Consider the following 25,182-nt stretch of genomic DNA (forward strand, 5'->3'; position numbering starts at 1 on the left):
CCCGCTGCTTCGCAATTTGCCAAGCCCGCCACACCGTTATATGCCTGAGCGCCATCACGGCCCGCGGGCCGCATAGCGATTGGTTTGATGATGGCACGTGCATTTCTCTTCGTACTTGATTCCTTCGGTGTCGGCGGCGCCCCTGATGCTGCCAGCTATGGCGACGAGGGTGCCGATACGCTCGGCCATATTGCGGAATTCTGCGCGGCAGGTGCTGCAGATCGCGCCGGTTTGCGGTCAGGGCCGCTGCTTCTGCCGAACATGTCGGCGCTCGGTCTGTTCGACATCGCCAAGACCGCCACGGGACGCCTGCCGGCGGGCATGCCGATACCGGAAAAGGTTTATGGTATTCACGGCTGCGCCAACGAAGTTTCCCGCGGCAAGGATACGCCGTCAGGTCATTGGGAAATCGCCGGAACGCCCGTCACTTTCGACTGGGGTTACTTTCCAACAGGGGGCGATGCCTTTCCGCCGCATCTCGTCGAGGCTCTTTGCGGCGCCGCTGATGTGCCCGGTATTCTCGGCAATTGCCACGCGTCCGGCACAGACATCATCGCGCGGTATGGCGAAGAGCATATCCGCAGTGGCAAACCGATCTGCTACACGTCGGCAGATTCGGTGTTTCAGGTTGCCGCGCACGAGAAGCATTTCGGGCTCGAGCGCCTGCTTGGTTTCTGCCGAATCGCCCGGGCTCTGCTCGACAGCTACAATATCGGCCGGGTCATCGCCCGCCCCTTCATCGGTGAAACCGTCTCGACATTCGAGCGCACCGGCAATCGCCGCGATTTCTCGGTTCCGCCGCCGGAGCCGACGCTGCTTGACCGACTGGTGAAGGCCGAGCGCAAGGTGCACGCCGTCGGCAAGATCGGCGATATCTTCGCCCACCAAGGCGTTTCCCGCGTCATCAAGGCAAACGGCAACGATGCGCTGATGGACGCGTCACTGGCAGCGATGGACGAGGCGAAGGATGGCGACCTGGTCTTCACCAATTTCGTCGATTTCGACATGGTCTATGGTCACCGCCGCGACGTGCCGGGTTATGCCGCCGCGCTCGAGGCCTTCGACGCCCGCCTTCCCGATGTACATCGCAAGCTGGCGCCCGGCGATCTCGTGATCCTGACGGCCGATCATGGCTGCGATCCGACATGGCGGGGAACCGACCATACCCGCGAACGCGTGCCGATCCTTGCCTATGGCCCCGGTCTGCGCTCGCGCGATATCGGGATCCGCAGAACATATGCCGATATCGGCGAGACGGTTGCCCGGCATCTCGGTATTGCCGCCGGGTCGCATGGGAGAAGTTTTCTATGACATCGCATTTGAAGAAGGTCGAACTGCACTGCCACCTGGAAGGGGCGGCACCACCGGCGCTGACGCTGGCGCAAGCGCGCAAATACAATATCGATATCTCGCCTTATCTGCGCGACGGCACCTATGTCTGGCATGATTTTGCCAGCTTCCTTGAGTGCTATGACAAGGTCTCCGAGGTCTACAAGACCGAGGAAGACTACGCGCTTCTGACCGAAACCTATCTCGAAGAACTTGCCGGTATCGGCACGATCTATAGCGAGCTGATCGTGTCACCCGATCATGGCAAGCGCATCGGCCTCGGGGCCGACGCTTATATTGCCGGTGTTTGCGAAGGTATCCGGCGGGCGAAAGCCACTCACGGCATCGAGGCACGGCTGATCGTCACCGGCGAGCGCCACTTCGGCCCTGAGAGCGTGATCGGGGCAGCAGAATATGCCGCCGAAGCGAGGAACCCGCTGATTACAGGCTTCAACCTCGCCGGCGAAGAGCGGATGGGCCGCGTTGCGGATTATGCCCGCGCCTTCGATATTGCGCGCGATGCCGGTCTTGGCCTGACGATCCATGCCGGTGAAGTCTGCGGCGCCTTCAGCGTCGAGGATGCACTCAATGATGTGCGCGCCTCACGGATCGGCCATGGCGTTCGCGCAATCGAGAACCCCGACCTCGTCAAGCGGCTTGCCGATCAAGGCACTGTTCTGGAAGTCTGCCCCGGATCGAACATCGCGCTCAAGGTTTTCCCCGATTTCGCCTCGCATCCTCTGCGAAAGCTGAAGGAAGCGGGCGTACGCGTGACCATCAGCTCCGACGATCCGCCGTTCTTCCACACGTCGCTGAAGCGGGAATACGAGCTGGCCTCGGAGGCCTTCGGCTTTAGCGACAGTGAAATCAACGATCTGACCCGGACGGGTATCGAGGCGGCCTTTGTCGATGAGGAGACTCGACGGGCACTGCTTGAGAAGCTCTGAGGCCGCCGGACTGGGGATCATCCCCTGAAAATCGCCTGCACTCTTGCAGTCCGGGCGATTTCCATGGAAGAAACGTCCGATAACGATAATCAGAGGAAGGCTTGGCCATGGAAGGCGTCACCGTCATCGATCACCCGCTTGTTCAGCACAAACTGACCATCATGCGGCGCAAGGAGACATCGACGGGCAGCTTCCGCCGGTTGCTGCGCGAAATTTCCACCCTGCTCTGCTACGAGGTCACGCGCGATCTCGAGCTGACGATGGAAACCATCGAGACACCGCTGCAGACGATCGAGTCTCCGGTGCTCGAAGGCAAGAAGCTGGTTTTCGCCTCGATCCTGCGCGCCGGCAATGGCCTGCTCGAAGGCATGCTCGACCTGGTGCCCTCGGCTCGCGTCTCGCATATCGGCGTTTATCGCGATCACGAAACGCTGCAGCCTGTCGAGTATTTCTTCAAGGCACCCGAAGACATTTCCGAGCGCCTGATCATCGTCGTCGATCCTATGCTGGCCACCGGCAATTCGGCAATCGCGGCGATCGACAAGCTGAAGGAACGCGGTGCGCGCAACATCCGTTTCCTCTGCCTGCTGGCTGCCCCCGAGGGCCTGAAGAATTTCCGCGATGAGCATCCCGATGTGCCGGTCTTCACCGCTTCGATCGACAGCCATCTCAATGAGCAGGGCTACATCATGCCTGGCCTCGGCGATGCCGGCGACCGCATGTACGGAACGAAGTGATTTCAACGCCGAATTTACCAAATCAGTGCAGAAACAAGGCCCGGATAGTCGATCCGGGCCTTTTGATATCAGGCGTTAGCAACTTGTCAGCAATTATGGCGTAGCTGCTTGAAGCATGAGGCCTCGCATGATGCGCGGTTTATACAGGAAGGATTTCTGTTTCATGCTCATGCGTACGGTCATTTTCGCGAGCATTGCTGCGGCGCTGGCGACCCAGGTGCCATCGTTGTTTACGGCGACAAGCCCGGAACCCGCGAACCAGCCCATTTCAGCCAATTACGTTTCAGCCGCGCCTGATGCCGCGTCCCCTGCTGCGCCCGCTTACGGCAGCGGCACCATGCGCCTTCCGGCTGACGCACAGGGCCATTTCAATGGCGACTTCAAGATCAATGGCAAGCCGGTGCAGGGCATGATCGATACAGGCGCCACCTATGTGGCGCTGAACGAGAGCCTGGCGCGCCGTCTCGGCTACGGCGGCAACCAGCTCGATTTCCGCTATGCGGTCAATACTGCCAACGGCCAGACGAAGGCAGCGCATGTGACGCTCGACCGCGTCGAAATCGGCGGCATTCGCGTTCAGGGCGTTGAAGCTTTCGTGCTGAAGGACGATGCGCTGTCCCAGACGCTTGTCGGCATGAGCTTCCTGAAGAAGCTGCAGTCCTACTCGGTCGCCGATGGCTCGCTAAGCCTCAAGCAGTAATCAGACGCGGCCTGAGATGACGGCAGACAGATCCGGTTTGCCGCTGGCTATGCGATAGGTGGCGAGAATACCGGCTGCAGCCTTTGCGGCCGCAGTTTCATCTGCTGCGTGAACTGTTGCAACCGGTTGCCCCTTTTCGACCTGCGTTCCAAGCGGCATGAGATCGGAGAAGCCGACACTGTGGTCGATCTTGTCCGAAGGGTGTCTGCGCCCGCCGCCGAGATCGATGACGGCCATTCCAACGTCTCTGGCGTTGCAACTGGAAAGCCAGCCGCTCTCGGGCGCCAGGACCGTTTTCTGGACAGCGGCGGCCTTCAGATACTTGGATGGTTTCTCGACGAAGTCAGCTGGGCCGCCGAGCACGCTCACCATGCGCCCAAATATTTCGGCGGCGCGTCCCGAGGAGAGCGCGCTGCGCGCCATTGCCTCGCCTTCCGGCAACGAGGTGGAAACGCCGCTGCTCACCAAGATCTCTGCGGCAAAGGCAAGCACGATCTCTTCCAAACGCGTGCCGGACTTCTTGCCGGCGAGAAAATCGAGGCAGTTCCAGATTTCGACGGCATTACCGGCGGCATCGGCCAGAGGCTGGTTCATGTCGGTGATCAGTGCCGATGTCTTGACCCCGGCGCCGTTGGCAACTTCGACCAGCGCGGCGGCGAGGATCATCGCTTCCTCATGATCGGTCATGAAGGCGCCGTTTCCGGTCTTGACGTCGAGCACCAGGGTCTGCAGTCCAGCCGCCAGCTTCTTGGAGAGAATGGACGCGGTGATCAGCGGAACGGAATCGACGGTCGCGGTCACATCGCGCACGGCGTAAAGCCTGCCATCCGCAGGCGCCAAGGATCCGGTCTGGCCGATGATGGCGCAACCGACATCCTTGACGGCTTTTCGGAACAGGACTGCATCAGGTGTAATTCCATAGCCGGGAATGGATTCCAGCTTGTCGAGCGTTCCACCGGTATGGCCGAGACCGCGGCCCGATATCATTGGAACGGCGAGGCCGCAGGCGGCGGCGATCGGTGCCAGCATCAGCGAGACGTTATCGCCGACACCGCCTGTGGAATGCTTGTCGGCGATCGGCCGCTCGATGTCTCTCCAATCGAGCATATCGCCCGACCGCGCCATGGAGAGCGTCAGCGCCACCGTCTCGGCGCGGGTCATGCCCTTGAACCAGACGGCCATGGCAAAAGCGCCGATCTGGCCTTCCGATAGACGTCCGGCCGCGAGGGCTGCGATGAACGCCTCGATCTCTTCGGTGGAGAGCGTCTCACCGTTGCGCTTGCGCCGGATGATCTCCTGCGGAATCATGCTCAGTAGCTCGAGGCCTTGGCGGGCGCCGGCTGCGTACCACCAAGCACCGCCAGGATATCGTCGAGAACGCCAGAAGCGCCGAACCGGAAGGTCGACGGCATCGGCCAGTCCGGCGTCATGATTGTTTCAGCCAGGCTCAGATAGAGTGCTGCGTCGGCGACAGAGCCGATGCCACCGGCAGGCTTGAAACCGACCTTCCGGCCGCTCTGGCGAATGGCGCGAAGCATAATATCGGCAGCCTCGAGGGTGGCGTTGACAGCGACTTTACCTGTCGATGTCTTGATGAAATCCGCCCCGGCCTCGATCGCCAGTTCGGAGGCACGGCGGATCAGTGCGGGATCCTTGATCTCGCCCGTCTCGAGGATCACCTTCAGCAGCGCGCTGCCGCATTCGGCACGGATCGCCGCGACCATGTGGGTCACGGCTTCTTCGTTGCCCACGAGGAACTTCTTATAGGGAATGACCAGATCGATCTCGTCGGCGCCATCGGCGATCGCTTCGCGCGTTTCGGCCGCGACATCGGCAATTTCCATGTCACCCGAAGGGAAATTGACGACCGTTGCGATCCTGACCTTGTGACCCTTGCCGAGTACTGTGCGAGCACGCGCAACGAAACGCGGCCAGATGCAGATCGCAGCGCTATTGCCATAAGGCGTTTGCGCGCGTTCGCAGAGCGCATCGATCTGCGCTTCGGTGCAATCGTCCTTGAGGTTCGTCAGGTCGAGCAGGGAGAGCGCGACAGCCGCTGTCTCCTTGTGCGTATGATTAGTCATTGTTGCTTCCTCCACCCGCGACCATTTCCTTGAGGACGGCTGCGAGACGCGCGCCGCCAACGGGCGCCATGTCTTTCGTTTCGTCGTGGCTGAGTTCGGCACCGGTCATGCCGGCCCCATAATTGGTGATTACAGAAGCTGCCGCAACCCTGAGGCCCAACATTCGGGCGATGATCACTTCCGGCACGGTCGACATGCCGACAGCATCGGCACCGAGAATGCGCGCCATACGGATTTCGGCCGGCGTTTCGAAGCTCGGCCCGGAGAACCACATATAGACGCCCTGCGACAGCGTGATGCCGAGCTTTTCGGCGGCCTTGCGCATCGAGATGGAGAGTTGCGCATCATAGGCATTGGTCATGCCGACGAAGCGGTGATCGCTCTCCTCGCCGATCAGCGGATTCATGCCGGAATAGTTGATGTGGTCAGTAATCTGCATCACTGATCCTGGCGGCATGTCCTCGCGCAGCGAACCGGCGGAATTGGTCAGAAACAGCGACTGGACGCCTAGGCCTTTCAGCACCTCGATCGGCAGCCGCATGGCATTGGCATCGCCCTTCTCATAGAAGTGCACGCGGCCGGACAACATGATGACGGGGACGCCGCCGAGGCGGCCGGCAACAACCTCGCCTGCATGGCCGGATACGGCGCTCACTGGGAAACCGGGCAGATCCTTGTAGGCAATGCGAACCGGGTTCTCCAGCTCGCCGACGAGCGAACCGAGGCCGGAACCGAGAATGATCCCGTGCCGCGGCACGAGCCCGCCGAGCTTGCCAGCGAGCTGGTCGATCGCCGCGTTCATCCGAGTTCGGTCTCGAAGCTGAAGGGCAGAAGCTCCTCCATGGTCATGGTCTTCTTCACGCCCACCTCGTCGCAGAGGTAGATCTTCGTGTCCTTCGAGGCAAATTCCGAGATCTTCTGGCGGCAGCCGCCGCAGGGCGGGCAGAGCGGCAGCTTCTCGGCGATGACGGCCATTTCGACGATCTTCTTGGCGCCGCCCATGATCATGGCACTGATTGCCGTCGGTTCGGCACACCAGCCCTGCGGGAAGGACAGGTTCTCGATGTTGGCGCCGGTATAGACCTTGCCGTCCTCGGCGCGGATCGCCGCGCCGACGGGAAATTTCGAGTATGGTGCGTGGGCGAAGGCCATGGCGCCGCGTGCGGCTTCGAACAGATCGTGGGACATGGTTTAACGTTCTTTCGTATAGGGCACGCCGCCGGCCTTCGGCGGGGTTGCAACGCCGATGAAACCGGCAAGCAGCACGCAGGTGAGAATATAGGGCAGCGCCTGGAAAATCTGCACCGGCACTTCGCCGATCAGCGGCACTTCCTTGCCCTGCATGAAGTTTGCCAGCGCATCGAGGAAGCCGAAAAGCAGGCAGGCGAACATGACGGGGACCGGCTTCCACTTGGCGAAGACAAGTGCTGCCAGGGCGATATAGCCTTTACCGGCCGACATGTCCTTGATGAAGGCCGCCGACTGGGCGATGGCCAGATAGGTGCCGGAGAAGCCGCAGAGAATACCGGCGCACATCACGGCGCGGTAGCGCAGCCAGGTGACCGAAATGCCGGCAGTATCGACCGCGCCCGGGTTTTCACCGACGGCGCGCAGGCGAAGGCCGAAACGCGTGCGGTAGAGGACCCACCAGGACAGCGGCACGGCGACGAAGGCCAGATAGGTCAGGATGTTGTTGCCGGAGATGACATTGGCATAGAGCGGACCGATGACCGGCACTTCGCGCATCGCATCGGCGCCGGGCAGCGTGATCGGCGTGAAACGGGCGTCGCCCGCCAGCTGCGGCGTACGTCCGCCCTGCCCGAACCAAGCCTGACCGAGCACGATGGTGATGCCTGCGACGAAGAAGTTGATGGCGACGCCCGAGATGATCTGGTTGCCGCGATTGGTGATCGAGGCAAAACCGTGGACTAGGCTGAGCGCCACGGAGCAGAGCACGCCCGCGACGAGACCGAGCCATGCCGAGTCCGTGATGTAGGCAACACAGGCAGCGGCGAAGGCCGAGCCCAGCATCTTACCTTCGAGGCCGATATCGAAGACGCCGGCGCGTTCGGAAAAGAGGCCGGCGAGTGCGGTGAAAATCAGCGGGATCGACAGGCGGATCGTTGAGCTGAGAACGCTGATGAAGATGTCATAGTAATCCATCGTGCGCCCTCACTTGCCCTTGAACTGCTGATAGATGCGGACCAGCGCCGGGCGGAACATATATTCGAGCGCACCGGCAAACAGGATGACCAGACCCTGGATGACCAGGATCATCTCGCGGGTGATGTTCGGCATCTCGAAGGAGATCCAGTCGCCGCCCTGATAGAGGATGCCGAACAGGATTGCCGCCAGAATGATGCCGACGGGGTGGTTTCGGCCCATCAGCGATACGGCGATACCGACGAAGCCTGCGCCGCCCACGAATTCGACCTGCAGGCGCGCGGACGCGCCCATGACCGGGTTCAATGCCATCATGCCAGCCAGGGCACCTGAGAGCAGCATGGCGATCATGACGGTGCGGGCATAGGGAATACCGGCATAGGCGGCAGCCGTCGGGCTGACGCCGAGCGTGCGCATCTCGAAGCCGAGCTTGGTGCGCCAGATCAGCAGCCAGACCAGCCAGGCAACGACAAGCGCGATAACAAAGGAGACGTTGAACGGGGCCGCGCCGAGCTTGCCGCCGAACATTTCCATGACCCAGCCGAGCTTCGGCAGCTGCCCGCCATCGAGGAAGGTGCGGGTTTCAGGGGCCATCTTGCCCGGCACGATCAATACATGCACCAGCAGGTAAACCATCAGCGCAGCGCCGATATAGTTGAACATGATGGTGGTGATGACGATGTGGCTGCCGCGCTTGGCCTGCAAATAGGCTGGCACCAGAGCCCATGCTGCACCGAAGATGCCAGCGCCGATGACGGCGAGCGGCATCGTCACGTACCAGGGCACGTACTTATCAAGGGCGAGTGCCACCAGCGCACAGCCGAGACCGCCGAGATAGGCCTGTCCTTCGGAGCCGATATTGAAGAGGCCCGCATGGATGGCGACGGCGACAGAAAGACCGGTGAAGATGAAGCTCGTCGCATAGAACAGCGTGAAGCCGATGCCTTCGCCGCTCCCGAGCGCACCCTCGATCAGCAGCGACAGCGCGTCGAGCGGGCTCTCGCCGATCAGCCAGACAACGAAGCCGGAGATCAGGAAGGCGACGAGAAGATTCAAGATCGGGATCAGGCCGTAATTGATCCATTTGGGCAGTGGGACTGAAGCAGTGCTCATAAAGGCCTCACGCGGCAATGCCGGCCATCATCAGGCCGAGGGTCTGTTCACCGGCATCGGGCGTCTTCTCACCGACGACATGGCCGGCAAACATGACAAGGATACGGTCTGAAAGGGAGCGGATTTCATCGAGCTCGACGGAGACGAGCAGGATCGCCTTGCCCGCGTCGCGCATTTCTATGATCCGGCGGTGGATGAATTCGATGGCGCCGATATCGACGCCGCGGGTCGGCTGACCAATGATCAGGGCCGTCGGATCACGCTCGATTTCACGGGCAACGACGATCTTCTGCTGGTTGCCGCCGGAGAAATTTGCGGTCTTCAGCCGCGGATTCGGCGGCCGGATGTCGTATTTTTCGATCTTTTCCATGGCGTCCTTGCGGATCGCATCGAGATCGAGAATCGGACCTTTGCTGTAGGCCGGATTGCGGTGATAGCCGAGGACCGAGTTTTCGTATTCCTCGAACTTCAAAACCAGACCCATGTGATGGCGGTCTTCGGGAATATGGGCGAGACCGAGTTCGCGCAGACGCGCGGGATCTGCCTTTTCGATCGACTGGCCATCGAGCAGAATTTCTCCCGAGGCGGGCTTGCGGATACCGGCGATCGCTTCCAGCAATTCCGACTGGCCGTTGCCGGCGACGCCGGCAATGCCGACGATTTCTCCGGCGCGGACGTCGAAGGAGACGTTATCGACCATGGTGACGCCTCGGTTGTCCTTCACCGTCAGATTCTTGACCGACAGGATGACCTTGCCCGGATTGGCCTCGCCCTTCTGGACGCGCAGCAGGACACGGCGTCCGACCATCAGCTCGGCGAGTTCCTCGACCGTCGTTTCCGAGGTCTTACGGGTCGCCACCATCTCGCCGCGGCGCATGACCGACACCGTATCGGTAATCGCCATGATCTCGCGCAGCTTATGGGTTATGAGAATAACGGTCTTGCCCTGGTCGCGCAGCACCTTGAGGATGCGGAAAAGGTGATCGGCCTCGGCAGGCGTCAACACGCCCGTCGGCTCGTCGAGAATCAGGATCTCGGCACCTCTATACATCGCTTTCAGGATTTCGACGCGCTGCTGCAGGCCGACGGGAAGCTGCTCGATCAGCGCATCCGGGTTGACCTCCAGGCCGTATTCCTTTTCCAGCCGCTTCAGCTCGGCGCGCGCCGCAGCAACGCCACGGGCGAGCAGCGCTCCGCCTTCAGCGCCGAGCATGATGTTCTCGAGCACCGTGAAATTATCGACCAGCATGAAGTGCTGGTGCACCATGCCAATACCGGCGGCGATCGCCGTCTGGCTGTCGCGGATCGAGATCGGCGTGCCGTTGACGCGGATTTCACCGGCGTCGGCATGATAGAAACCGTAGATGATCGACATCAAAGTCGACTTACCGGCACCGTTTTCGCCGATGATGCCATGGATGGACCCCTTGGCAACGGTAAGATTGATGTCCTTGTTCGCGTGGACGGCACCGAATTTCTTATCGATGCCCACGAGTTCGATTGCGGGCGTGTCTGTCACAGCAGGCTCCAAATAAGAAAAGGGCGTATGGCGGTAAAATCAACACGCCATACGCCCATCTCAATCGCGGATCACTTCGGGCAAGCGTTGTCCGTGGTGTAGTCGTGAACCTTGATGGTTCCTGCGATGATGTCAGCCTTTGCCTTGTCGACAGCAGCCTGCATTTCCGGGGTGATCAACGCCTTGTTGTTGTCGTCGATCGCAGCAGCAACGCCGTCTTCCTTGACGCCGAGAGCCTGAACGCCACCGGTGAACTTGTCAGCCTTGGTGTCGGCATAAGCGTTGTATACAGCCAGGTCGACGCGCTTGACCATCGAGGTCAGGACGGAGCCCGGATGCAGGTAGTTCTGGTTGGAATCGACGCCGATCGACAGCTTCTTGTTGTCGGCAGCGGTCTGGAGAACGCCGAGACCGGTTGCGCCAGCTGCCGCGTAAACGACGTCAGCGCCCTGGTCGATCTGGTTCTTGGTGAGCTCGCCACCGCGAACCGGGTCGTTCCATGCAGCACCGGTGGTGCCGGTCATGTTCTGGAACACTTCGACGTCGGCCTTGACCGAGCGCGCGCCCTGCTCATAGCCGCATTCGAACTTGCGGATCAGCGGGATGTCCATGCCGCCAACGAAGCCGACCTTGCCGGTCTTCGATGCCAGGCCGGCGAGAACGCCAACGAGGAAGGAGCCTTCTTCTTCCTTGTAGACGACCGAGCGGACGTTCGGCTTGTCGACGACGGCGTCAACGATGATGAACTTCGTGTCCGGGAATTCTGCAGCGACCTTTTCTACGGCCGAGGTCCAGGCGAAGGAAACGGCGACAACCGGATTGAAGCCGCGGCTTGCGAAGTTGCGGATTGCCTGCTCGCCTTGCGTATCGCCTGTTGGTTCGAAGTCGCGGTAAGCGATACCGGTTTCCTTCTTGAACTTCTCAGCGCCATTGTAGGCAGCTTCGTTGAAGGACTTGTCGAACTTTCCGCCGGTGCCGTAAACCAGAGCCGGCTTGACGTCGGCGGCGAGCGCCGTCGTGGACATCGCGGCCACGGCCAAAAGCGAAAGGAGGGTTTTTTTCATGAGTTGCAGCCCTGTTGTTGCTATTTGTTTGGGGTCCTCCCGCAAGCCTTCTTCGAGGCATGTCTGCGGAACCACCGGCCTCCCCCCGGAGACCTGGCTTCGCGCATCCTTGCATGGCTGAATGAAAATTTCACGAGAAATTTTTCGGGTGGTAAAAATTTGCCGGGGATGCCGAAAAACAGTTCAATCAGGCTGATTTCTGCGCAAAAGCCGCCAACAAACTGCTTTTTCGGTGATCAGGCCGTGAACCGGCCTGCAACCGGGGGCTTCTTATATCCGACCATCCAGAGAAGCAGCGCCAGCACCAGAAACACGCCGAAAGCGGGCTGCAACATCAGCCACTGGAAAATGAAGGTGTAGAAGCGCGGATGAACATAATAGGCGATCGACGATTGCAGAGCCACCAGCGAAGCGGGGCTGACATCCTGCCAGGCATCCCCCATGGGCGTCATCACCACAGCTGAGGCTGCGACCGACTGGATGGAATCGATGGTTCCCGCGATCACCGCAACGGCAAGCGCGACAAGACTACTCAAACGCAACAAGAAACGCATAAAACCCTCCGGCGCACTCATGCCGAAAACCCCGGCCAGCCACGCCATTTTCCACCCTCAAAGGCAGGATAAATCCGAGCCTTCTAAAGTGCAATGGATGACGCGAGCGGAGTTTTATCCGAAGAAGTCAAAAAACTGTTAGATTTAGGTTGATCCCCGAAAATTCATCGGTATATATCGCGCCGTTCCAACGATTTGCGTTTGACGATGCGGATCGAAATAGCAGGACAGGTGGCCGAGTGGTTTAAGGCGCACGCCTGGAACGCGTGTGTGCGTGAAAGCGTACCGTGGGTTCGAATCCCACCTTGTCCGCCATTTTCCTTTTCGTTTCCTCGACGTGTGCTTGAAGCAGGTGCTGCGCCGCATATGTTCCTGCGGATGAATGACGGGACGCGACCGCCTGAGACATCAGGGCCCACCAACCTTCGCCAGAGACTGCGCGTGCTCTATCTGGGGCGCGAACAGAAGGCGATCACGTTTCAGGCCGTTCTGGCTGTCGTCGATCTCGCAATCCTCGCCTTCTTCGTTCTTGGTCCTTATCTGCGCTCAGGCCCATCCTACCCGATCATCGACTATTCGATTGCCGTCTGGATCGGGCTCGAGCTTTGCGCGCGGGCGCTGATCGAACGCAATCTCGGCGACTGGCTGAAGAGGCCGATCACCTGGATCGACATATTCGTGCTACTGACGCTGCTGTTGCCGGAGTTGCTGTTCAACTTCGCCTTCCTGCGGGCAATCCGCATCTGGACGATCGGCCAGAGCGCGCTTCTCAAAGTTCTGCTTCGTTATTGCGGTTTGAGGCATCTGGAAGATGTGATGCGGGCTTCGATCAACGTCATCGTCTTTCTGTTTCTCGTCACGGGCTTCGTCTACACGTTCTTTTTCCGCGGCCTTCCCGGCATCACCGGCCTCGTCGATGCTCTTTATTTTACGGTTGCGACGGTAACGACAACGGGTTTCGGGGACATCACCCTGCCGGGAACACTCGGCAAGCTGACGTCGATCGTGACGATGATCATCGGCATCTCTCTGTTCGTGCGCCTGGCTCAGGCTGTCGTACGTCCGTTCAAAGTGACGTTCCCCTGCCCGCAATGCGGGTTGCAGCGGCATGATGCCGATGCAGTGCATTGCAAGGCCTGCGGCCATATCCTGAACATTCCCGATGAAGGGGCATGAGAGGCAGATTACCTCTCCTCACCCTCCCAGCCGAACACACTGCGGCCGCCCCATTCCGGCGAGTTCCTGAATTCTCCGGCAACGATCTCCTTGAGATCAGGCCCGGTCACGTAGCGCTCCAGCTGGCGGGACTGGTCGTCAAGGCGCTTGAGGGCCTCAAGCTCTTCCTCGCGCCCGAGGCGGCCCTTGTGAACCGCCGATTTCATGACCTTGATCGTTTCGTCATAGACCTTCAGTGGCACCGGGAACGGATGCCGGTCCTTGCCGCCGTGGGCGATCGAGAAGCGGGCGGGGTCTGAAAAGCGGTAGGGAGCCCCGTGCACCACTTCGGCGACCATGGCGAGCGCCTGGACGGTGCGGGCGCCGACGCCGGGAACGAGGAGAAGCTGCTCGAAATCTTCAGGGCCACGATCGGCGGCGGCAGCCAGATTGCCGTGCAGCCGCTTCATGTTGACGTCCTTTTCGCGGACATCGTGATGCGCGGGCATGATCAGGTGCGGCAAGAGCATCTGGTCGGGCAGCGGGGCGGGCTTTGCCGTGCCGAGCGCCAGCGCGGCGGCTTCGCGGACGATTCGGTCGGGGCCGAGCGTTGCGAGGAGATCGAGCTGTCCGGCACGCGAGCGTTCCGCCCGCTTGTCGGCGAGATTGACGATATTGCCCTGGCTGCGGCCCTCGATCGCCGCGTGCGGCGAGTTGACAAAGCTTTCCAGCCCCTCGGATAGCCAGTGGTAGCGGCGAGCCTGCCTGTTGTCGCCGTTCATCCCCTGCTGAACCACCACCCATTTGCCGTCGTCGGTGACGATGAAGCCGTGCAGATAGAGATCGAAACCATCCTGCAGGGCAGCGCTATCGACCTTGGCGACAAGGCGGCTTGTCTGCGCCAGCGAGATTCCGTCGATGCCGACACGGTTGCCGATCGCGGCAAGCTCATCCGGCGTGCGCCGCGATTGCGCGCCACGACCGCCGCAGACATGCAGGCCGAGCTCACCGGAGAGCGGCGTCAGCCCACGCTTCAGCGCGCCGAGCACACTGGTGGTGATGCCCGATGAATGCCAGTCCATGCCCATGACGGCGCCGAAGGACTGGAACCAGAAAGGATGTGCGAGGCGGCGCAGGAATTCATCGCGGCCGTAGTGATGCACGATCGCTTCGGTGATCACCGCACCGAGCTTCGTCATCCGGTCGCCCAGCCATTTGGGAACCCTGCCGCCATGCAGGGGAAGATCGGCGCTGCCTGCTCTTTGAGCCATGGACGCAATTATAGCTGCGTCGCGCGGCCGAAGGAAACCGGTCCTTCAAAAAGAAAACGCCGGCTGCAAGCAGCCGGCGCCCTTGGGAGGAAAACCTCTTTGGATTATGCAGCAGCCGAAGCGTAGCTTTCGGTCGGCACTTCCGAAATCGTCTTCAGAACCTGGGAAGCGATCTGGTAAGGGCAGCCCTGCGAGTTCGGGCGGCGATCTTCCAGGTAGCCCTTGTAATCGTTCTTGACGAAGGAGTGCGGCACGCGGATCGATGCGCCACGGTCAGCAACGCCGTAGGAGAACTTGTTCCACGGAGCAGTTTCGTGCTTGCCGGTCAGGCGCTTGTCGTTGTCCGGACCGTAAACGGCGATATGAGCTTCGAGGTTCTTTTCGAACTGACCCATCAGAGCCTCGAAATAGGCCTTGCCGCCAACTTCGCGCATGAACTTGGTCGAGAAGTTGCAGTGCATGCCCGAGCCGTTCCAGTCGGTGTCGCCGAGCGGCTTGCAGTGATATTCGATATCGATGCCGTACTGTTCAGTCAGGCGCTGCAGCAGGTAGCGAGCCATCCAGATCTGGTCAGCAGCGCGCTTGGAGCCCTTGCCGAAAATCTGGAATTCCCACTGGCCCTTGGCAACTTCAGCGTTGATGCCTTCATGGTTGATGCCGGCAGCAAGGCACTGGTCGAGATGCTCTTCGACGATTTCGCGAGCGACCGGGCCAACGTTAGAGGAACCGACGCCGCAATAATACGGACCCTGCGGAGCCGGGTAGCCCTGCTCAGGGAAGCCGAGCGGACGGCCGTTCTCGTAGAAGAAATATTCCTGCTCGAAACCGAACCACGCATCTTCGTCGTCAAGGATGGTTGCGCGGCTGTTGGAAGGATGCGGGGTGACGCCGTCGGGCATCATGACTTCGCACATGACGAGGACGCCGTTGGTACGGGCCGGGTCAGGATAGATAGCGACAGGCTTCAGCACGCAATCCGAGCTGCGGCCTTCAGCCTGCATTGTCGAGGAGCCATCGAAGCCCCAGAGCGGAAGCTGTTCCAGGGTCGGAAATTCAGCAAATTCCTTGACCTGCGTCTTGCCGCGCAGATTCGGTACCGGAGTGTACCCATCGAGCCAGATGTACTCGAGCTTATACTTTGTCATTGGCCAGTCTCTCAAACGTGTGCGTGTCACAAATCCTGAGGGTGCGTTTCACCAGCGGATGCACAGTACCAAGCACGTGGCGTGCCAGTTTGGCGGATGCGCCTGAGGGTGCGTCAAAACGCGCAGGCAGGGAGACCGCGGCGCAAGGCGTTAACTTTCAATAAAAGCTTGGGGTTAGACGGGAACCGGGCCGGTAACGGCGCGTTTTTCTTTTGAAAGTGCAAACGCCTGAAAAAGATGCAGGAGCACCATCGTATTTCGCGCACTTTATCAATCGCTTACGAAGAGCACAGCAATTGGCGCTATTTTGTGCAATTTGCATAATTCATGTGCAATCTGCTATTGTGACGGTCCGACTAAACGACGAATGTCGATAAGGGAAGGCAAATAGGATGCCGACAAACGTTCATGGCGAAACCGCCAAGATCTACCAGTTTCCGGTGAAATTGCGCCGCGCCGGCGAACGCTTCGGCGCCCGTCAGCCGCTGGATATCGATCCGGATATTTGCGATGCCGCTTTCGACAGCTGGTATCATCAGGATGCGATCCGCGAGGACGAAGAGAATAACCGCAAACCGCAGGCTTAAACGAAGACCGCCTGATCAACGCGATCTTCGCTGCCGAAGATCTTCAGATACCGCTCAACCTCGCCCGGTTCACCGGTGGCTTTTTGAGGATTGTCGGAGAGTTTGACGGCCGGCCGGCCATTCGCGTCGCTGACCTTGCAGACAATCGAGATCGGATCGAGGCCGGACATATCGATGGGCGCGCAGCCCACGAAATCGTTAGTGAGGTTCGTCCCCCAACCGAAGCTCATGCGAACACGGCCCTCGAAATGCTTGTAGGTGTCGATAATCGCATCGACATCCATGCCATCCGAAAAAATCAGAAGCTTCTGGCGCGGATCGCGGCCCATCTTCTTCCACCATTCGATGATCTTCTCGCCGCCTTCGACCGGCGGCGCGCTGTCCGGGCGGAAACCCGTCCAGTCGGCAACCCATTCCGGCGCATCACGCAGGAAAGCGGCGGTGCCGAAAGCATCCGGCAGAACGATCAGAAGATTGCCGCCATAAAGCCGGTTCCAATCGCGCAGAACCTTGTAGGGCGCCTTGCGCAGGTCGTCGTCGGTCTCCGCGAGGGCCGCGGCCACCATCGGCAGTTCATGAGCATTCGTACCGACCGCTTCGAGATCGGAATCCATGGCAAGCAGAACGTTGCTGGTGCCGGTGAAGGCCGGGCCGATGCCTTCCTTCAGGGCTTCAACGCACCAGCGCTGCCACAGGAAGCTGTGACGGCGGCGCGTGCCGAAATCGGAGATGCGCAATCCGGGCAGTTCCTTCAGTCGCTCGACCTTCGACCACATCCGCGCCTTGGCGCGGGCATAGAGAACATCCAGCGTGAACGGTCCAAGCGCCTTCATCGCCGAGCGCGACCGCAGCTCGTTGATGATGGCGAGCGCCGGAATTTCCCACATCGTGGTCTCTTTCCAGGAGCCGTGGAAATCCAGCACGTATTGGCCATCCTTCTTCGAGAGCTCGTATTCAGGCAGCTGGAAATGCGAGAACCAGGCGAGGAATTCAGGCTCGAAGATCTGTGCGCGGCCATAGAAGCTGTTACCGGCGAGCCAGATCATCTCCTTCTTGGAGAGACGCAGCGTGCGCGCATGATCCAGCTGCTCGCGCAACTCGCCCTCATCGATCTCCTCGGCGAGATGCACGCGCTTGGTGCGGTTGATCAGCGTGAATGTCGCATTCACATCCGGATAGAGCTTCCAGATCATCTGCAACATCAAAAGCTTGTAGAAGTCCGTGTCGATCAGACTGCGGACGATGGGGTCCAGTTTCCAGGCGTGGTTGTAAACCCGTCTTGCGATATCGGTCTTGGCCATGCTCCACCCCATACCAATCCGGTCGGGGGCCACCGCTGCGGCCGGCACACGACGACCGGCTCGTGCGCCTTCTTATCGAAAAATCAGCGGCTAAAGTCCAGTGCAAATACAAAGCCCTGCCGTCCGGGACGACAGGGCTTGCGATGACCGCCAGACCCATATGCGGTTATTGCGCGGAAGGTGTTGCCGGTGCGTTGGGCTGCGCGCTACCTGCAGGGGGCGTTTCCGTCGGCACCGCGGTGCCGTTCTGCAGCGATGGCGATGCCGGCGCTGCGGGTTGCTGCGACTGCATCTGCTGGCCGGGCTGCTGCGGAGAGACCTCGCTCGCCTCACGCCCGCCCCAGATCTCCACTGGAATCCAGACGATGAATGCGAGCACCAGAGCGACGATCAGAACCGTCAGGACACGGCGGCCGGTCCGGCCCTGTTTGGCCTTGACCGGAGAAATCTGTTCTTCCTCGTGCAGCTTGCCATCGGATTTTTCCCAACGGGTTTCCATCTGATGCGCCATTCCTGTCTCCTTCCGGTAAGCGGACAGCCGGAATGCGGCCTGCCCGAAAGCTTCCGGTGAGAACAACGAAGAGAAACGGCGAATGTTCCCGGCCGGGCCGGTCAGTATCCCGCGCGGCGATCGACGAGGAACTGCAGCGGCTCGCCCTTTTCGAAGCGGACGATCTGCTGCTCGACATGCCGGAAGAGCGCGTTTTCTTCCGAGATCGCGGCGTCGTGTGGCGTGATGAAGACGCTGTCGAGACCCCAGAGCGGATCGTCAGCCGGCAGCGGCTCGACTTCGAAAACATCAAGCGAGGCGCCGCCGAGTATGCCGCCTTCGATGGCCGCGACGATATCGCTCTGGATCTGGCTCTTGCCGCGCCCGGCATTGATGAAAACAGGTTTGCCGAGCGCGCCGCCCTGGCGCAGCTTCCTGAACAGGCCGGCGTTATAGAAACCCATCGTTTCGGGCGTCAGCGGCAGAAGGCCGACGAGAATATCGGTCTTCGACAGAAAGACATCGAGTTCGGCTGCATCGAATGTCTCGACGCCGTCGAGGTCTTTTCTGGTGCGCGACCAGCCGATGACGTCGAAACCCATGACCTTGAGCTTGCGGACGGCATCCTGGCCGAGCACGCCGAGGCCCATCACGCCGACGGTGATTTCGGCAGCTTCTGGCGGCGCCATCTTGCCCCAGACGCGATCACGCTGATGCTGGTCGTGTCCCCGCTGATCGCGCAGATGCATGAGGCACTGCATCACCACCCATTCGCTCATCCGCACCGTCAGGCTGCGATCGACGAAGCGGACGATCGGCACGTCGGGCAGACCGGGAAGCGTCATGATGCTGTCGACGCCGGCACCACCGGAAAAAATGATCTTCAGGTTTGGCGCCCGGTCGAAAAGATCGGCATCCGGCTTCCAGAGCAGCGCGTATTCGCAGGCGCTGAGATCCCTGCCCTTGCTCGTGGGATCGGCAATGCTGATGCTGCCGCGGCCCGCAAAGGCGGTTTTCAAGATGCGGGCGATACCCTCAGGATTAAACTTGAGATCGACGAGAACGGGCGGTCTTGCGGACATGGTCTTCTTTACTGCTGAACGGCAGGCGTCGGCACTGCCTCGATGTTGAATGCGGCAGCCATCAGCGCTTTGGTATAGTCGTCCTTCGGCGCCTGGAATATCTCTGCAGACGGCCCCTGCTCCACCACCTTGCCGAAGCGCATGACGATGACATCGTTGGCGAGCGCTTTGACGACCTTCAGGTCGTGGCTGATGAAGAGATAGGCGAGGTCATGCTTTTTCTGGAGATCGCGCAGCAGATCGACCACCTGGGCCTGCACGCTCATATCGAGCGCCGATGTCGGCTCATCAAGCATGACGAAGCGCGGCTTCAGCACCATGGCGCGGGCAATCGCGATGCGCTGGCGCTGGCCGCCAGAGAACTCGTGCGGGTACCGCCAGCGGGTCAACGGATCGAGGCCGACCTCTTCCAGCGCCCAGCAGACGCGCTGGTCGCGATCCTCATGCGACAGCGAACGCTCGTGCACCTTCAGTCCTTCGGCGATGATATCGCCTACCGACATACGAGGGCTGAGCGAGCCATAGGGATCCTGGAAGACCACCTGCAGCTGATTGCGCAGCGGCCGCATCTGCGTGAACGAGTAGCTTGCTATATCCTTGCCGACGAAGCTGATGCGGCCTTTGGACGAAATCAGCCGGGTCAGCGCCAGACCGAGCGTTGTCTTGCCCGAACCGGATTCGCCGACGACGCCGAGCGTCTGGCCGGCCCGCAGCGATAGATCGATGCCATCGACGGCCTTGACGTGATCGACCACGCTGCGCATCAGCCCTGCCTTGATCGGGAACCAGACGCGGATATCCGAGCCTTCCATGACGACAGGTTTCGTAAGGTCGGCCAGCGGCGGCTCGCCGCGCGGTTCGGAGGCCAAGAGGTGGCGGGTATATTCGTGCTGCGGCCGGGTGAAGACTTCCTCGACCGTACCGGTCTCGACGATCTTGCCCTTGGTCATGACGCAGACACGGTCGGCGAACTTGCGGACGATGCCGAGGTCATGGGTGATGAACAGCATGGACATGCCATGCTCGCCCTTCAGCTTGCGCAGCAGTTCGAGGATCTGCGCCTGCACCGTGACGTCGAGCGCCGTCGTCGGCTCGTCGGCGATCAGCAGTTCCGGGCGGTTGGCGAGCGCCATGGCGATCATGACGCGCTGGCGCTGGCCGCCCGACAGCTCGTGCGGATAGGCCTTGAGACGCTTTTCCGGCTCGCGGATACCGACCTGGTTGAGAAGCTCCAGCACGCGCTTGCGCGCTGCGGCACCCGTCACGCCCTGATGCAGGTCGAGGATTTCGGCAATCTGCTTTTCGATCGAGTGGAGCGGATTGAGCGATGTCATCGGCTCCTGGAAGATCATCGTGATGTCGTTGCCGCGCACCTGGCGCAGCTCCTTGTCCGATGCCTTCAGCAGGTCCCTGCCTTTGAACAGGATCTGCCCGGTCGGGTGGCTTGCCGTTGGATAGGGAAGCAGCCGCAGGACGGAGTTGGCCGAGACCGATTTGCCGGAGCCGGACTCACCGACGAGCGCCACGACTTCGCCCTTGCGGATATCGAAGGAAATGCGATCCACAGCCAGCGATGTTTCGCCGCCCTGATGAAAGGCAACCGAGAGATCGCGGACCGAGAGGAGGGTTTCGGGGCTCTCGCTCATTGGAACGTCTTTCTTGGGTCGAAGGCATCGCGGACCGCCTCGCCGATGAAGATCAGCAGCGAGAGCATGATCGACATGGCGAAGAAGGCGGTGAGCCCCAGCCATGGCGCCTGCAGATTGGACTTGCCCTGGGCGATCATCTCACCCAGCGACGGCGAGCCGGGCGGCATGCCGAAGCCCAAGAAGTCCAGCGAGGTCAGCGTGGTGATCGAGCCCGAGAGGATGAAGGGCAGGAAGGTCAGGGTCGCGACCATGGCGTTCGGCAGCAGGTGGCGCCACATGATGGTGCGGTTGTTGACGCCGAGTGCGCGGGCGGCACGCACATATTCGAAGTTTCTGGCGCGCAGGAATTCGGCGCGGACAATGCCGACAAAGCCGACCCAGGAGAACAGCAGCATGATGCCAAGCAGCACGAAGAAGCCGGGCGGCAGGATCGCGGCGATGATCAGCAGGATATAGAGGACCGGCATCGACGACCATATCTCGATGAAGCGCTGCAAGAGCAGGTCGGTCCAGCCGCCGAAATAGCCTTGCACCGCGCCAGCGGTGACGCCGACGACGGCTGAGCAGATGGTCAGTGCCAGGCCGAAGAGCACCGAGATGCGGAAACCGTATATGACGCGGGCCAGCACATCGCGCGCCTGATCGTCGGTGCCCAGCCAGTTGAGATTGCCGTAGTTGCAGTTCGGGTCGTTGACGCCCTGCGGATAGCCGGCGCAGCGTTCCTCGGTGCCCATCAGCCAGAAGGGCGCGGTCGGGGCGGAATGCGGGATGTTCGAATTGACCGAGCGGTAGGAATAGCGGATCGGCGGCCAGATCATCCAGCCATTGGCATTGATCTCATCGGTGATGACATCCGAGCGGTAATCGGTCTCGGCGAGGAAGCCGCCGAACTTCTCTTCCGGATAATCGACGACGACAGGAAAGAGAATCTCGCCCTTGTAGGAGGCGATGATCGGCTTGTCGTTGGCGATGAATTCGGCAAACAGGCTGAGGATGAACAGCACCATGAACAGCCACAAGGACCAGTAGCCGCGGCCATTGGCGCGGAAATTCCGCCAGCGGCGGATATTGGTCGGCGACAGCAGCCCCTTGCGTGGCGGCTTGACGGGCGTGGCGGTGGCGGGATTGGCGGCGGTATCCATCACACATCCCTCCGCTCGAAATCGATACGCGGGTCGATCCAGGTATAGATCAGATCCGATATCAGGCCGACGAAGAGGCCAAGCAACGAGAAGATGTAGAGCGTTGCAAAGACGATCGGGTAGTCGCGGTTGACCACCGAGAGGTAGCCAAGACGGCCGAGGCCATCGAGCGAGAAGATATTCTCGATCAGCAGCGAGCCGGTGAAGAAGGCCGAGATGAAGGCGCCGGGAAAGCCGGCGATGACGATCAGCATGGCATTGCGGAACACATGCCCGTAGAGAACCTGGCGCTCATTGAGCCCCTTGGCACGGGCGGTCGTGACATACTGCTTCTTGATCTCATCGATGAACGAATTCTTGGTCAGCAGCGTCGTCGTCGCGAAGGCGGCCAGCGACAGCGAGATCAGCGGCAGCGCCAGATGCCAGAAGTAATCGAGCGGCTTCTGCCACCAGGCGAGCTGATCGAAATTGTCGGAAACCAGGCCACGGAGCGGGAACCAGTCGTAGAAGGATCCGCCGGCAAAGAGCACGATCAACAAGATGCCGAAGAGGAAGCTCGGCACTGCATAGCCGACGATGATGACGCCAGACGTCCAGACGTCGAAGGTCGATCCGTCCTTGACCGCCTTGCGGATGCCGAGCGGGATGGAGATCGTGTAGGAGAAGATCATGATCCAGACGCCGAGCGAGATCGACACCGGCAGCTTGTCCTTGATCAGATCGAGAACCGACGTGTTGCGGAAGAAGCTTTCGCCGAAATCGAAGCGGATATAATTCCACATCATCTCGCCGAAGCGGGTGAGCGGCGGCTTGTCGAAACCGAACTGCTTCTCAAGCTTGGCGATCAGCTCCGGGTCGAGGCCCTGGGCGCCGCGATATCGCGATCCCTCGTCACCACCCTGCCCCAGAAGATCACCGCCACCGCCGGAAAGACGCTGGTCGGCGCTGTCGGCCTGGCCGGTGAGCTGCGCGATCACCTGCTCGACCGGACCACCCGGCGCGAACTGGATGACGGTGAACGAAATCGCCATGATGCCGATGATCGTCGGTATCATCAGAAGCAGGCGGCGAAGGATATAGGCCCCCATCAGCGCGCGGCCTTCCAGGTCTTGAATTTCGCCGGGATGCGCATCCTGTCAGAAGTCGTCAATCGCTGGGCCTTTCACCGGTTAGCCCGGCTTTTTCATGGTGATTCGAATGGACCATTTGGACCTCAGCGGCCCAGCCAATGCAAGTCCGCTATTTCGCGTCCTTCGACCACCAGACATCGGGGAAGCCGATGGAATATTCCGGCAGCTCCGCCGGGTGAGCGATCTTGTCCCAATAGGCGAGACGCGAGTTGTTGCTGTAGAAGAGCGGCACGACATAATGGTTGGCGAGCAGCACCCGGTCCATCGCCTTGATCGCCGCCACCTGCTCGTCGCGATTGGGCGCGAAAATGATCATCTTGATCAGCGTGTCGATCGCCGGATTGGTGATACCGGCATAGTTGCGCGAGCCCTGTTGGGCGGCGGCTTGGGAACCCCAATAGTCCATCTGCTCATTGCCCGGATTCATCGTCTCGCCCCAGATCGACCAGATCATGTCGTAGTCGAAGCTCCGGACGCGGTTTGTGTATTGCGAGGCATCAACCGTGCGCAGGCGGGCGTCGATACCGATCTTCTTGAGATTGTTGGCGAAGGGCATGACCGAGCGCTCGAAAGACGAGTTCGAGAGTAGGATCTCGAAGCTCATCGGCTGGCCGGTCTTGCTGTTGACCATCTTGTTGCCCTTCAGCTCGTAACCGGCTTCCTTGAACAGCCCGATCGCTGTCTTGAGGTTGTCGCGCAGCTTCTGCGGATCGCCCGCGACAGGGTTCGTGTAAGGCGTGGTGAACACCTCCGGCGGCACCTGATCCTTCAGTCCCTGCAGGATTTCAAGCTCACGGCCCTGCGGCAGCGCCGAAGAGGCAAGATCCGTTCCCCAGAAGTAGCTGTCGATCCGCTTGAAGGCGCCATAGGCCAGGTTCTTGTTCAAATCCTCGAAGTCGAAAGCGTAATTGAGCGCTTCGCGGACGCGTGGATCCTTGAACTGGTCGCGGCGCGTATTGGGGGTCAGCGCCTGCATGATGCCGACGGAACGCAGAGCGTTCGGCACTTCAGCACGGATTACCCGGCCATCCTTGACGGCCGGAAAATCGTAGGCGGTCGCCCAGCGGCTTGCCTGGTTTTCCTGGCGGTAATCCACATTGCCCGCCCGGAATGCCTCGAATTCGACGTCACGATCTCCGAAAAACGTATAGGTGATGTTGCGGAAGTTGTTCTGCCCGACATTGACGTTGACGTCCTTGCCCCAATAGTCGTCGCGCAGTTCATAGCGCACTGTGGAACCGGCGGTGAAGGCGGCGATCTTATAGGGTCCGGAGCCCATGGGCGTCTCAAGCGTCGTCTTGGTTATGTCGCGCGGCTTGCCGTCAGCGCCAGTCCCTTCCCACCAATGCTTCGGCAGGATCGACAACTGGCCGAGAATATTCGGAAGCTCCTTGTTGCCCTTCTCGTCAAACGTGAAGGTCACATCGCGTTCGCCGGTCTTCTCGGCCTTCGTGACATGCTTGTAGTAATTCGAGAGGAGTGGATTGAGCTCCTTTGCCTTGTCCAGGCTGAAGATGACATCATCAGGCGTCACCGGCTGACCGTCGGCCCATTTCGCTTCCGCACGCAGCCTGAAGGTCGCGCTGGAGAAATCGGCGGGGTAGGAAATGCCTTCCGCCAGCAAGCCGTAGCTGGCGAGCAGCTCATCGTCGGCCGATTTCGTCAGCGTCTCGAACACCAACGGCGAACCGTCCGCCAGTTCGCCCTTCGAAAGCAAGGGATTGAAGGTGTCGAAAGTGCCTGTCGTCGACAGATTGAGCGTGCCGCCCTTCGGCGCATCCGGATTGACATAGTCAAAGCGCTTGAAGCCCGGCTTGTATTTGAGTTCGCCGATAGTCGACGTGCCGATCTGGAAGTTCTGCTCCTGGGCTTTGACGGGCAAGGCCAGCGCGCTCAGTGCCACGAGAGCAACAACCAGACTTTTCTTCGACCCCACAAACGCCATTCGCCAACCCCTATTGTTTCGGTTCGGGCGAGAATAAGGAAAATGGCGGCGAAAAACAGGTGAGAGTTTGGTTTT

At 60.5% G+C, this 25,182-nt stretch carries 24 protein-coding genes and 1 tRNA gene; 7 read left to right on the forward strand and 18 right to left on the reverse strand.

The window, feature by feature from the left end:
* The first annotated feature begins 90 nt into the window (after positions 1-90).
* From AC1DJO_RS13625 to AC1DJO_RS13640, 4 genes are all read left to right on the forward strand, one after another.
* On the forward strand, positions 91-1,311 hold the full coding sequence (locus AC1DJO_RS13625) for a phosphopentomutase (protein ID WP_477971088.1): 1,221 nt from the start codon (positions 91-93) through the stop codon (positions 1,309-1,311).
* On the forward strand, positions 1,308-2,276 hold the full coding sequence (locus AC1DJO_RS13630) for an adenosine deaminase (protein WP_477971090.1): 969 nt from the start codon (positions 1,308-1,310) through the stop codon (positions 2,274-2,276). Before AC1DJO_RS13625 ends, AC1DJO_RS13630 begins: the two co-directional genes overlap by 4 nt.
* A gap of 107 nt (positions 2,277-2,383) precedes the next feature.
* The gene (gene upp / locus AC1DJO_RS13635; RefSeq protein ID WP_112385089.1) at positions 2,384-3,013 is read left to right on the forward strand and encodes a uracil phosphoribosyltransferase; all 630 of its coding nucleotides are present in this window, start codon (positions 2,384-2,386) and stop codon (positions 3,011-3,013) included.
* Between the two features lie 127 nt (positions 3,014-3,140).
* A complete protein-coding gene (locus tag AC1DJO_RS13640; protein WP_112540000.1) occupies positions 3,141-3,713 on the forward strand; it encodes a TIGR02281 family clan AA aspartic protease in 573 nt (190 codons plus the stop codon).
* Here AC1DJO_RS13640 and deoA read toward each other — a convergent pair whose 3' ends face one another.
* The 9 genes from deoA to AC1DJO_RS13685 form a co-directional block, all read right to left on the reverse strand.
* The gene (deoA, locus tag AC1DJO_RS13645; protein WP_477971092.1) at positions 3,714-5,021 is read right to left on the reverse strand and encodes a thymidine phosphorylase; all 1,308 of its coding nucleotides are present in this window, start codon (positions 5,019-5,021) and stop codon (positions 3,714-3,716) included.
* Positions 5,022-5,023: 2 nt separating this feature from the next.
* Positions 5,024-5,797, reverse strand: coding sequence for a deoxyribose-phosphate aldolase (deoC, locus tag AC1DJO_RS13650; RefSeq protein WP_477971094.1), 774 nt, complete (start codon positions 5,795-5,797; stop codon positions 5,024-5,026).
* A complete protein-coding gene (locus AC1DJO_RS13655; protein ID WP_477971096.1) occupies positions 5,790-6,599 on the reverse strand; it encodes a purine-nucleoside phosphorylase in 810 nt (269 codons plus the stop codon). Before AC1DJO_RS13655 ends, deoC begins: the two co-directional genes overlap by 8 nt.
* Positions 6,596-6,985, reverse strand: a complete 390-nt coding sequence (locus tag AC1DJO_RS13660; protein WP_037130908.1) for a cytidine deaminase — start codon at positions 6,983-6,985, stop codon at positions 6,596-6,598. The genes AC1DJO_RS13655 and AC1DJO_RS13660 overlap by 4 nt, the downstream gene beginning before the upstream one ends.
* Before the next feature lie 3 nt (positions 6,986-6,988).
* The gene (locus AC1DJO_RS13665; RefSeq protein ID WP_477971098.1) at positions 6,989-7,960 is read right to left on the reverse strand and encodes an ABC transporter permease; all 972 of its coding nucleotides are present in this window, start codon (positions 7,958-7,960) and stop codon (positions 6,989-6,991) included.
* A gap of 9 nt (positions 7,961-7,969) precedes the next feature.
* Entirely contained in the window at positions 7,970-9,073 is a 1,104-nt protein-coding gene (locus AC1DJO_RS13670; RefSeq protein ID WP_477971100.1) for an ABC transporter permease, read from the reverse strand.
* Between the two features lie 7 nt (positions 9,074-9,080).
* Positions 9,081-10,592, reverse strand: a complete 1,512-nt coding sequence (locus tag AC1DJO_RS13675; protein WP_477938776.1) for an ABC transporter ATP-binding protein — start codon at positions 10,590-10,592, stop codon at positions 9,081-9,083.
* A gap of 71 nt (positions 10,593-10,663) precedes the next feature.
* On the reverse strand, positions 10,664-11,656 hold the full coding sequence (locus AC1DJO_RS13680) for a BMP family lipoprotein (protein WP_310293566.1): 993 nt from the start codon (positions 11,654-11,656) through the stop codon (positions 10,664-10,666).
* 236 nt (positions 11,657-11,892) lie between these two features.
* Complete coding sequence (locus tag AC1DJO_RS13685; RefSeq protein ID WP_112385376.1) at positions 11,893-12,210, reverse strand: hypothetical protein; 318 nt, start codon at positions 12,208-12,210, stop codon at positions 11,893-11,895.
* A gap of 225 nt (positions 12,211-12,435) precedes the next feature.
* On the opposite strand from AC1DJO_RS13685, the gene AC1DJO_RS13690 reads away from it, so the two are divergent.
* Both AC1DJO_RS13690 and AC1DJO_RS13695 read left to right on the forward strand, forming a co-directional pair.
* A tRNA-Ser gene (locus AC1DJO_RS13690) sits at positions 12,436-12,525 on the forward strand.
* Between the two features lie 126 nt (positions 12,526-12,651).
* Positions 12,652-13,386: a potassium channel family protein gene (locus AC1DJO_RS13695; protein WP_477971102.1), complete on the forward strand. Its 735-nt coding sequence runs from the start codon at positions 12,652-12,654 to the stop codon at positions 13,384-13,386.
* 8 nt (positions 13,387-13,394) lie between these two features.
* Here the strand turns inward: AC1DJO_RS13695 and AC1DJO_RS13700 are convergent, their stop codons facing one another.
* Together AC1DJO_RS13700 and AC1DJO_RS13705 are read right to left on the reverse strand one after the other, a co-directional pair.
* Entirely contained in the window at positions 13,395-14,636 is a 1,242-nt protein-coding gene (locus tag AC1DJO_RS13700; protein ID WP_477971104.1) for a DUF763 domain-containing protein, read from the reverse strand.
* A gap of 104 nt (positions 14,637-14,740) precedes the next feature.
* A complete protein-coding gene (locus AC1DJO_RS13705) occupies positions 14,741-15,781 on the reverse strand; it encodes a glutamine synthetase beta-grasp domain-containing protein (protein WP_112385077.1) in 1,041 nt (346 codons plus the stop codon).
* 392 nt (positions 15,782-16,173) lie between these two features.
* On the opposite strand from AC1DJO_RS13705, the gene AC1DJO_RS13710 reads away from it, so the two are divergent.
* Positions 16,174-16,368: a DUF2735 domain-containing protein gene (locus tag AC1DJO_RS13710; RefSeq protein ID WP_112514244.1), complete on the forward strand. Its 195-nt coding sequence runs from the start codon at positions 16,174-16,176 to the stop codon at positions 16,366-16,368.
* Here the strand turns inward: AC1DJO_RS13710 and pncB are convergent.
* The 7 genes from pncB to AC1DJO_RS13745 all read right to left on the reverse strand — a co-directional run bounded on the left by pncB (position 16,365) and on the right by AC1DJO_RS13745 (position 25,107).
* Positions 16,365-17,669 carry a nicotinate phosphoribosyltransferase gene (gene pncB, locus AC1DJO_RS13715; protein WP_112385075.1) on the reverse strand — a complete coding sequence of 435 codons (1,305 nt, stop codon included), beginning with the start codon at positions 17,667-17,669 and terminating at the stop codon, positions 16,365-16,367. The two genes, AC1DJO_RS13710 and pncB, sit on opposite strands and share 4 nt — an antisense overlap.
* A gap of 166 nt (positions 17,670-17,835) precedes the next feature.
* Entirely contained in the window at positions 17,836-18,180 is a 345-nt protein-coding gene (locus AC1DJO_RS13720; protein ID WP_477971106.1) for a hypothetical protein, read from the reverse strand.
* A 101-nt stretch (positions 18,181-18,281) separates the two neighbouring features.
* On the reverse strand, positions 18,282-19,241 hold the full coding sequence (locus tag AC1DJO_RS13725; RefSeq protein WP_477971108.1) for a 2-hydroxyacid dehydrogenase: 960 nt from the start codon (positions 19,239-19,241) through the stop codon (positions 18,282-18,284).
* A gap of 8 nt (positions 19,242-19,249) precedes the next feature.
* On the reverse strand, positions 19,250-20,887 hold the full coding sequence (locus AC1DJO_RS13730) for an ABC transporter ATP-binding protein (protein ID WP_477971110.1): 1,638 nt from the start codon (positions 20,885-20,887) through the stop codon (positions 19,250-19,252).
* On the reverse strand, positions 20,884-22,032 hold the full coding sequence (locus tag AC1DJO_RS13735) for an ABC transporter permease (protein WP_477971276.1): 1,149 nt from the start codon (positions 22,030-22,032) through the stop codon (positions 20,884-20,886). The genes AC1DJO_RS13730 and AC1DJO_RS13735 overlap by 4 nt, the downstream gene beginning before the upstream one ends.
* Entirely contained in the window at positions 22,032-23,120 is a 1,089-nt protein-coding gene (locus AC1DJO_RS13740) for a microcin C ABC transporter permease YejB (RefSeq protein WP_477971112.1), read from the reverse strand. Before AC1DJO_RS13740 ends, AC1DJO_RS13735 begins: the two co-directional genes overlap by 1 nt.
* 151 nt (positions 23,121-23,271) lie before the next feature.
* Positions 23,272-25,107: an extracellular solute-binding protein gene (locus AC1DJO_RS13745; protein ID WP_477971114.1), complete on the reverse strand. Its 1,836-nt coding sequence runs from the start codon at positions 25,105-25,107 to the stop codon at positions 23,272-23,274.
* Positions 25,108-25,182: the final 75 nt, after the last annotated feature.

The sequence above is a fragment of the Rhizobium sp. 05N430 genome (assembly GCF_056396985.1).

Bases quoted from the DNA above. Each gene is read 5' to 3' on its own strand.
- AC1DJO_RS13625 (WP_477971088.1), top strand. From the start codon at position 91: ATGGCACGTGCATTTCTCTTCGTACTTGATTCCTTCGGTGTCGGCGGC.
- AC1DJO_RS13630 (WP_477971090.1), top strand. From the start codon at position 1,308: ATGACATCGCATTTGAAGAAGGTCGAACTGCACTGCCACCTGGAAGGG.
- upp (WP_112385089.1), top strand. From the start codon at position 2,384: ATGGAAGGCGTCACCGTCATCGATCACCCGCTTGTTCAGCACAAACTG.
- AC1DJO_RS13640 (WP_112540000.1), top strand. From the start codon at position 3,141: ATGATGCGCGGTTTATACAGGAAGGATTTCTGTTTCATGCTCATGCGT.
- deoA (WP_477971092.1), bottom strand. From the start codon at position 5,021: ATGATTCCGCAGGAGATCATCCGGCGCAAGCGCAACGGTGAGACGCTC.
- deoC (WP_477971094.1), bottom strand. From the start codon at position 5,797: ATGACTAATCATACGCACAAGGAGACAGCGGCTGTCGCGCTCTCCCTG.
- AC1DJO_RS13655 (WP_477971096.1), bottom strand. From the start codon at position 6,599: ATGAACGCGGCGATCGACCAGCTCGCTGGCAAGCTCGGCGGGCTCGTG.
- AC1DJO_RS13660 (WP_037130908.1), bottom strand. From the start codon at position 6,985: ATGTCCCACGATCTGTTCGAAGCCGCACGCGGCGCCATGGCCTTCGCC.
- AC1DJO_RS13665 (WP_477971098.1), bottom strand. From the start codon at position 7,960: ATGGATTACTATGACATCTTCATCAGCGTTCTCAGCTCAACGATCCGC.
- AC1DJO_RS13670 (WP_477971100.1), bottom strand. From the start codon at position 9,073: ATGAGCACTGCTTCAGTCCCACTGCCCAAATGGATCAATTACGGCCTG.
- AC1DJO_RS13680 (WP_310293566.1), bottom strand. From the start codon at position 11,656: ATGAAAAAAACCCTCCTTTCGCTTTTGGCCGTGGCCGCGATGTCCACG.
- AC1DJO_RS13685 (WP_112385376.1), bottom strand. From the start codon at position 12,210: ATGCGTTTCTTGTTGCGTTTGAGTAGTCTTGTCGCGCTTGCCGTTGCG.
- AC1DJO_RS13700 (WP_477971104.1), bottom strand. From the start codon at position 14,636: ATGGCTCAAAGAGCAGGCAGCGCCGATCTTCCCCTGCATGGCGGCAGG.
- AC1DJO_RS13705 (WP_112385077.1), bottom strand. From the start codon at position 15,781: ATGACAAAGTATAAGCTCGAGTACATCTGGCTCGATGGGTACACTCCG.
- AC1DJO_RS13710 (WP_112514244.1), top strand. From the start codon at position 16,174: ATGCCGACAAACGTTCATGGCGAAACCGCCAAGATCTACCAGTTTCCG.
- pncB (WP_112385075.1), bottom strand. From the start codon at position 17,669: ATGGCCAAGACCGATATCGCAAGACGGGTTTACAACCACGCCTGGAAA.
- AC1DJO_RS13720 (WP_477971106.1), bottom strand. From the start codon at position 18,180: ATGGCGCATCAGATGGAAACCCGTTGGGAAAAATCCGATGGCAAGCTG.
- AC1DJO_RS13725 (WP_477971108.1), bottom strand. From the start codon at position 19,241: ATGTCCGCAAGACCGCCCGTTCTCGTCGATCTCAAGTTTAATCCTGAG.
- AC1DJO_RS13730 (WP_477971110.1), bottom strand. From the start codon at position 20,887: ATGAGCGAGAGCCCCGAAACCCTCCTCTCGGTCCGCGATCTCTCGGTT.
- AC1DJO_RS13735 (WP_477971276.1), bottom strand. From the start codon at position 22,032: ATGGATACCGCCGCCAATCCCGCCACCGCCACGCCCGTCAAGCCGCCA.
- AC1DJO_RS13740 (WP_477971112.1), bottom strand. From the start codon at position 23,120: ATGGGGGCCTATATCCTTCGCCGCCTGCTTCTGATGATACCGACGATC.
- AC1DJO_RS13745 (WP_477971114.1), bottom strand. From the start codon at position 25,107: ATGGCGTTTGTGGGGTCGAAGAAAAGTCTGGTTGTTGCTCTCGTGGCA.